This window comes from Flavobacterium piscinae, from assembly GCF_004122145.1.
Taxonomy (GTDB): Bacteria; Bacteroidota; Bacteroidia; order Flavobacteriales; family Flavobacteriaceae; genus Flavobacterium; species Flavobacterium piscinae.
Genome location: NZ_SBKQ01000019.1, coordinates 39,194 through 47,077, shown reverse-complemented (window position 1 = coordinate 47,077; position 7,884 = coordinate 39,194). Strand labels below are relative to the sequence as shown.

The 7,884-nt window shown below is 37.3% G+C and carries 6 protein-coding genes and 1 rRNA gene; 4 read left to right on the top strand and 3 right to left on the bottom strand.

Features of this window, described 5'->3' with window-relative positions; translation table 11 throughout:
- Nucleotides 1-13: 13 nt before the first annotated feature.
- Nucleotides 14-122, top strand: a 5S ribosomal RNA gene (rrf, locus tag EQG68_RS14560).
- 150 nt (nt 123-272) lie between these two features.
- Here the strand turns inward: rrf and msrB (EQG68_RS14555) are convergent.
- From msrB (EQG68_RS14555) to EQG68_RS14545, 3 genes are all read right to left on the bottom strand, one after another.
- Nucleotides 273-662: a peptide-methionine (R)-S-oxide reductase MsrB gene (gene msrB / locus EQG68_RS14555; protein ID WP_129465619.1), complete on the bottom strand. Its 390-nt coding sequence runs from the start codon at nt 660-662 to the stop codon at nt 273-275.
- A complete protein-coding gene (msrB, locus tag EQG68_RS14550; RefSeq protein ID WP_129465618.1) occupies nt 659-1,132 on the bottom strand; it encodes a peptide-methionine (R)-S-oxide reductase MsrB in 474 nt (157 codons plus the stop codon). The genes msrB (EQG68_RS14555) and msrB (EQG68_RS14550) overlap by 4 nt, the downstream gene beginning before the upstream one ends.
- A gap of 189 nt (nt 1,133-1,321) precedes the next feature.
- Complete coding sequence (locus EQG68_RS14545) at nt 1,322-2,185, bottom strand: alpha/beta hydrolase (RefSeq protein ID WP_129465617.1); 864 nt, start codon at nt 2,183-2,185, stop codon at nt 1,322-1,324.
- A gap of 74 nt (nt 2,186-2,259) precedes the next feature.
- On the opposite strand from EQG68_RS14545, the gene EQG68_RS14540 reads away from it, so the two are divergent.
- The 3 genes from EQG68_RS14540 (at nt 2,260) to glgB (ending at nt 7,798) form a co-directional block, all read left to right on the top strand.
- A complete protein-coding gene (locus tag EQG68_RS14540; RefSeq protein ID WP_129465616.1) occupies nt 2,260-4,194 on the top strand; it encodes an alpha-1,4-glucan--maltose-1-phosphate maltosyltransferase in 1,935 nt (644 codons plus the stop codon).
- Complete coding sequence (locus tag EQG68_RS14535; RefSeq protein ID WP_129465615.1) at nt 4,194-5,816, top strand: maltokinase N-terminal cap-like domain-containing protein; 1,623 nt, start codon at nt 4,194-4,196, stop codon at nt 5,814-5,816. Before EQG68_RS14540 ends, EQG68_RS14535 begins: the two co-directional genes overlap by 1 nt.
- A gap of 68 nt (nt 5,817-5,884) precedes the next feature.
- Nucleotides 5,885-7,798: a 1,4-alpha-glucan branching protein GlgB gene (gene glgB / locus EQG68_RS14530; RefSeq protein ID WP_129465614.1), complete on the top strand. Its 1,914-nt coding sequence runs from the start codon at nt 5,885-5,887 to the stop codon at nt 7,796-7,798.
- Nucleotides 7,799-7,884: the final 86 nt, after the last annotated feature.

Below are 7,884 nucleotides of genomic sequence, written 5' to 3'. Positions count from 1 at the left end.
AAAACTAAAAACTTAAGGTGGTTATTGCGGCGGGGCTCACCTCTTCCCATTCCGAACAGAGAAGTTAAGCCCGCCTGCGCAGATGGTACTGCATTTTGTGGGAGAGTATGTCGCCGCCTTCTTTTGATAGGGTTGTCCAAATAGGACAACCCTATTTTTTTATAGGAACTTTGCAGTCCTCCGATTGTTATCGGGTTCGTGAGGCCGACTTCTTTTAAAAAACCTTCATTTAACGATGAAGGTTTTTTTGTTATATAAAAAAATTGAATTAATTATTCTTTAAATTCTATCGATAGCGAATTCACACAATAGCGTATTCCGGTTTCTGTAGGACCATCATCGAAGACATGACCAAGATGACCGCCACAGGTAGAGCAAAGAATTTCGGTGCGAATCATTCCGTGGGAAGTATCTTTACTATATTCCACTTTTCCGGGTAGGGAGGCATCGAAAGAAGGCCAGCCGCAATGGGCGTTGAATTTTGTTGAACTATCAAATAAAGGTTCTCCACAACCGGCACAACAATAGGTGCCTTTTTCAAAATGGAGGTTAAATTGTCCGGTGTGCGGGAATTCTGTTCCTTTTTGGCGGAGGATTTTATATTTTTCTAAGCCTAGTTGAGCTTTCCATTCTTCTTCAGTTTTTTGGATTTTGTAACTCATTTTGTTTTGGGTTTAAATTTAACTGAAACGGAATTAGTACAAAAACGTTTTCCGGTTGTTTCTCTTGGACCATCGTTGAACACATGACCGAGGTGACCGCCACAGTTAGCACACATGACTTCTACTCGAGACATGCCAAAACTATAGTCATTTTCATAGATAACAGAACCTTTAATAGCTTGGTCGAATGATGGCCAACCGCAATCAGATTCAAATTTTGTTTCAGAGGTAAATAACGGGTTTTCACAGGCGGCACAAACGTATTGTCCTTCTTCAAAATGATTCCAATATTCACCGGTGAAAGCTCGTTCAGTACCTTTTTTTCGCAATACTTCGTATTGTTCAGGGGTGAGTTCGGCTTTCCATTCAGCTTCTGTTTTTACAACTTTGAATGTTTTTTTAGTTTCCTTTTTTTGACCTTGACAGGCAGTTAGGGAAAATAGAGAAAGGATTAAAATTAAATTTTTCATAGCAATTATATTTGATTTTAAATTTTAAAATAAACTATCTTTTTACCACTATTCCTAGCCCGGATAGTAGCGGAAACCCCGCAGGACTGAAAGCTAATTTTTCTTTGCATTTTGGGGCGACCAAAGGAAGCCACGAAAAAGCTCTAGAAAAATAGCTTGAAGGCCGAGGAGTTGAAGCGAATAGCCGGATTAGCTTCTGATAAAAGTAATAATTTCCTCAATTACTTTTTCGTTTCCGAGTATTTTTCGATGTCCTAATTTTTTGGTTATCATTAGTTTACTGTTTTTTAGATGACTGTGAATACTGTGTGCACATTTTACATTTACATCTGAATCGTCTTCGTCATGAATAATTAAAACCGGTGTTTCAACATTTTTTGCCACCACTGATGTGGAATAATTGTTCATGGATTCTCCGAATTTCTGTTCAAAATGTTCACGCATTCGATTGCCGATTTCGGGTTTGAGCTGTAACTTTTCAATAAAATCAATGATGATATCTTGAATCAAGTCGCCACTACCTATAATTACGGCTTTTTTGACATAAAGGTTTTGTTTGATGGCGTTGATAATGGACATTCCGCCCAACGAATGACCGATGGCATATTCAAACGGTCCGAATTGTTTATCCAGTTCATGAATACTGGCAATAAATTCTGTCATAATAGTCGAATTACCTTTACTTTTTCCATGTGCCGGAGCATCAAAACTGACAGTAGCATAGCCTAAATCAATGAGTTTGTCGGCTATTTTTACTAATTGTGTGCCACGACCCGACCAACCGTGAACGAGTAAAATCTTATTTTTACTATTTCCGTACTGATAGGTTTTGACGGTTTTATTGATAGATGGAATCAAAACATCAATTTGGACACTTTGTTTTTCCATGTGAAATTCGCGTTTCGGAATCTTATATTTTATGGGAGTTGTAAAAAGTTTTGCTGCAAAACGAGAAGCCAATTTTGGTGAAATTGCTTGTAAAAATTTAGCGGTTATGAGAATTGGCTTCGGAATCTGCAAGGATTGATTGTCAGATTTGGATTTTTTTGACATTTCAATAAATTTTATGGCAAGGTATGATTTAAAATTATTTTTTATAAATTTAGAGTTCATAAAAATTACTTAAAATGCAAAATCAAACCCGTATTATTATTGAAAGTGTGAAGCCTCAGTTGGATGGAGGTTCTTTTTATATTAAACGTATTGTAAACCAAAAAGTTAATGTATCGGCACATGTTTTTGCCGACGGTCATGACGTGGTGGAATGTTGTGTAAAATTTAAACATGAAAAGGATAAAAAGTGGAGTGAGGTACGCATGGTTCCTACCGAAAATGACGAATGGGAAGCCGAATTTACAGTTGAAAAACAAGGTTTCTATTCCTATTTTATTGAAGGTTGGGTAGATTATGCGTTAAATTGGCAACACGGAACCGAACGAAAAATTAAAGACAATCAACACGTTAAATCGGAGTTGTTAGAAGGAGCAGAGTATTGCCAAGCGATTTTGAAAGAAGTAACAAAAGAGGAAAAAGCGTATCTGAATTCTGCTATCAAAGCGTTTCAAGATGCCAAATTATATGATTCAGCGATTGCAATTGCGTTGTCGGATGAATTGCATCAGATTTTTAAAAAATATCCGACTAGAACGTTGGCGAATTCTTCTGCGGAATTGAAGGTGTATGTAGATAGAAAAAAAGCGTTGTTTAGCACTTGGTATGAATTTTTTCCACGTTCGGCTTCTGAAACTCCCGGAAAACACGGAACGTTTAAAGATTGCGAACGATTGTTGCCGAGAGTAGCCGAAATGGGTTTTGATACGTTGTATTTCCCGCCAATTCATCCGATTGGCGAAATAAATCGCAAAGGAAAAAACAATGCTACAACGGCTGAAAAAGGAGATGTCGGATCGCCTTGGGGAATTGGTTCTAAACATGGCGGACATAAATCAACGCATCCGGAATTGGGAACAATTGATGATTTTAAATCATTGGTTAAAAAAGCCCAATCGATGGGCATTGAAGTGGCGATGGATTATGCATTGCAAGCCGCTCCTGATCATCCATATGTGAAAGATTTTCCACGATGGTTTAAATGGCGACCTGATGGAACGGTGCAATATGCTGAAAATCCGCCAAAAAAATACCAAGATATTCAACCGATTTATTTTGAAAGTGGCGATTGGAAAAACTTATGGAAAGAATTGTTAGATGTGGCTTTATTTTGGGTTGAGGAATGTGGAATTCGCGTATTCCGTGTAGATAATCCACACACGAAACCATTTTATTTTTGGGGATGGTTGATTGGCGAGATTAAGAAAAAACACCCAGATGTGTTGTTTTTGTCGGAAGCTTTTACACGTCCGAAAATCATGAATGAATTGGCTAAACAAGGTTTTACGCAATCGTATACTTATTTTACTTGGCGAAATACGAAAGCTGAATTGATTGAATACGTAACCGAATTAACCCAAACGGAACAAAAAGAGTTTTTCCGCCCGAATTTCTGGCCCAATACACCGGATATTTTGCCTTTTGCGTTGCAAACCGGAAATGAATCGGTTTATTTACAGAAGTATTTCTTGGCGGCAACATTGAGTTCAAGTGTTGGGATTTACGGTCCGGCTTATGAGTTTTTAGTGCATCAACCGATGGCAAAAGGAAAAGAGGAATATTTGAATTCTGAGAAATACGAAGTATATCATTGGGATTGGGAAGCGAAAAACAAATTGACTACGTTGATTACACGCATCAATCATATACGAAAACAGCAAGAATCCTTGCAACAAACCAATAATATTGTTTTTTGTAAAACGGATAACGAACAATTGATTGCGTATTACAAATTTAATGATGCCAAAACCGATCATACCTTGATGGTTTGTAGTTTGAATGCACAAAATCCGTTGCAAGCCGTTGTTCGTTTGCCTTTGGAAGAACTTGGCAATCAGCCCGTTCGTGTGACTGATTTAATCACAGGAAATAGTTATTGGTGGGATAGAGAGTGGAATTTTGTAGAATTACATCCTGCTTTACCTTTTCATTTATTTAAAATAGAACGCTAATGAATACGACCAACCAAGATACTTTTACAAGTACATTTGAATTTAAAACCGAATGGTCTACTTGTTTTGAAGATGAAAATTTTGTCAAGGTTTTTTCATCGGATATTTTAGAAAATTATATCATCAACAAACGATGGTATGGTGGAAAAGCGAGTACGTTAAAGTACATTGAGGTGGTCGATCATTTTAAAATAACCTCCAAGAAAAATACCTATTACGGGGTTTTGTTGGAAGTGAATTTCAAAGAAGCTTTTTACCAACATTATTTTATGCCATTGGCTTTTATGGCCAAAGAAGAGTTGGATACAAGTACTGTTATTGCTCCGGTTGTGATGGGAAAACAGAGCGGTTATTTAGTTGATGCTTTACATCAAGAAGACTTTCGTAAGTTATTGTTTGATAATATTGTAAAGTCAAAAGAAACACCAGGATTAAAGTTAGTTTTTCACAAAGGTTCTTCCATAGAAAAAGAAGAATATCAATCTTCTCGTTTCATGGGATTGGAGCAAAGTAATACGTCCATTATTTACAACGATTCCTTTGTGTTGAAGATTTTCCGACGTATTTATGTAAGTACGAATCCCGATTATGAAATCAGTCGTTTTTTGACGGAACGCATGCATTTTGAAAATACACCACGCTATACCGGAAGTATTAATTTGACTTTAGCTGAAGGAAATATTACGCTCGGTTTGATGCAAGAATTAGTTTCCAATCAAGGTGATGCTTGGAAATTTATGCTTGAACAAATTGACGGTGTTTTTGATAATTTGAAACGCAAAAAAATCAAAATCGATAAATTACCCGATATCGCGATGTTTAAACGATTGCGAATTAATGAAATTCCGCCCGAAATTATTGATTGGGTAGGATTGAGTTTGTTTTTACGCATTCAAACGTTGGCTTTGCGAACGGCAGAAATGCACATTGCGTTAGGAAGCGATATTCACGAAACGGCTTTTACACCCACCACGTATAATGGCGATTATACCGTTTGGTTGAAAAACAGAATGTTGTATCAGTTTCAAAACCGATTGAATATTATTGAAAACAGTTTGCATAAATTGGACGGATTGGCGTTGGAATTGGCTCATCAATTTATGGAAAATAAAAAGTTAGTCCGAAAACATTTTGTTGATTTTGATTGGACGAAAATGAAATCGGAACGCATTCGTATTCATGGCGATTATCATTTGGGACAAGTGTTAGTGAATGGCGACGATTTCTACATTTTAGATTTTGAAGGCGAACCGGAAAGCACTATTCGCGACCGAAAAGTAAAACAACCGCCGTTGAAAGACGTGGCCGGAATGTTCCGTTCGTTTCATTATGCCATTTATGCGACGATTTTTAACAACAAAGAAAAATATCCGTATGAACAAGAAGAGTTGTTTAAAGCCGGAGAAATTCTGTATAAATATTTTGTAGGTGTCTTTTTGGAAACCTATATCGAAAAAGCTCAATCCGGCAATTTAAACATTGGTTATAACCACGAGATTGACTTTTTATTGAAATATTGTTTGTTAGAAAAAGCGGTTTATGAGTTGGGTTATGAATTGAATTCGAGACCACGATGGGCGGTGATTCCGTTGCGGGGGATTCAGAGTATTATGAATTATTAGGTAAGATAATAGAGAAAAGAAAATAGAAAATAGACGATAGAAACAAAAACCATTTAAGGTTAAATAATATGAACCAAGTACAACCACATTCCTTATTCACCGATTTTGATATTTCGCTTTTCAAAGCCGGAAAACATTTTAGATTATACGAAAAATTAGGAGCTCATCTCATCGAGGTCAACGGCGTAAAAGGCGTTTATTTTGCTGTTTGGGCACCGTCGGCACGCTCGGTTTCGGTGGTGGGCGATTTTAATTATTGGATTCAGGGCGAACACCAATTGCATGTGCGATGGGATTCTTCCGGAATTTGGGAAGGATTTATTCCCGGAGTGGATAAAGGAACGAAATACAAATATAAAATTCAGTCCAATAACAACGGAATTATTACTGAAAAGGCCGATCCGTTTGCATTGTATTGCCAAAAACCACCGGAAACGGCTTCGGTCATTTGGGATTTGGAATACAAGTGGAAAGACAAAAAATGGATGGATACCCGAAAGGATAAAAATGGTTTAGACAAACCGTTTTCCGTGTATGAAGTGCATTTGGGTTCATGGAAACGCAATTTAGAGCAAGATCGTTCGCTTACGTATTTAGAATTGGCGGAAGATTTGGTGAATTATGTCAAAGAAACCGGTTTCACACACGTGGAATTTATGCCAATTATGGAATATCCATACGATCCGTCATGGGGTTATCAATTGGTAGGCTATTTTGCCCCAACTTCCCGATTTGGAAAACCACAGGATTTTATGTTTTTGGTGGATAAATTGCATCAAGCCGGTATTGGCGTGATTTTAGACTGGGTTCCGTCACATTTTCCTGATGATGCTCATGGGTTAGGATTTTTTGACGGCTCCAATTTGTATGAGCATCCGGATAGAAGAAAAGGCTATCATCCCGATTGGAAAAGTTTGGTGTTTAATTATGGAAGAAATGAAGTGCGTTCGTTTTTGATTTCCAATGCTTTGTTTTGGTTGGATCATTATCATGCGGATGGACTTCGTGTGGATGCCGTAGCCTCGATGTTATATTTGGATTATTCCAGAAAAGAAGGGGAGTGGGAGCCGAATATTTTTGGCGGAAGAGAAAATTTAGATACCATCAGTTTCTTGAAAGATTTCAATGAAGCGGTTTATTCCAATTATGATGGTGTTCAAACCATAGCTGAAGAAAGTACATCCTTTCCAATGGTTTCCAGACCTACATCGGTGGGCGGTTTAGGTTTTGGAATGAAATGGATGATGGGTTGGATGCACGACACGTTGCAATATTTTAAACGCGAATCGATTTACCGAAAATACCATCAAAATGATTTGACTTTTTCGATGACGTATGCGTTTTCGGAAAACTTTATGTTGCCGCTTTCGCACGACGAAGTGGTGTATGGCAAAAAATCCATTTTAGGACGAATGACAGGCGATGAATGGCAGCAGTTTGCCAATTTACGTTTGCTTTACGGCTATATGTTCACGCATCCCGGAACCAATTTATTGTTTATGGGTGCTGAATTTGGTCAGCGTGCCGAATGGAAATTTGACGGAAGTTTGGATTGGCATTTATTACAATATGGTTATCATGAAGGTACTCGTAAATGCATCTCGGATTTAAATGAATTGTATAAAACGAATCCCGCTTTGTTTGAAAAACAGTTCAGTCCGGAAGGTTTTGAATGGATTAATTATTCTGATCATCAAAATGCGGTATTGAGTTACATCCGAAAAGGAAATGAGGATAAAGAAAATCTGATTGTCGTTTGTAATTTCACACCGGTTGTTCGAGAAAATTATCGAATTGGATTACCTTCCAAAGGAAAACTGACTGAAATTTTCAATTCCGATAAAGTGGAATATAGTGGAAGCGGAGTTACCAACAAAAAAGCCATCAAGATTGACAAAGAGCCTTGGAACGGTAGAGATTTTTCAGCAGCATTGACTTTGCCGCCTTTGGGAGTTTCGGTATTTAAAGTTTCTTTGAAGTAAAATATTTTTTTGAACCATTAAGGTATTAAGTTGCATTAAGAATTCTAAACTTAATGCAACTTAATACCTTAATGGTTTAGATTTAA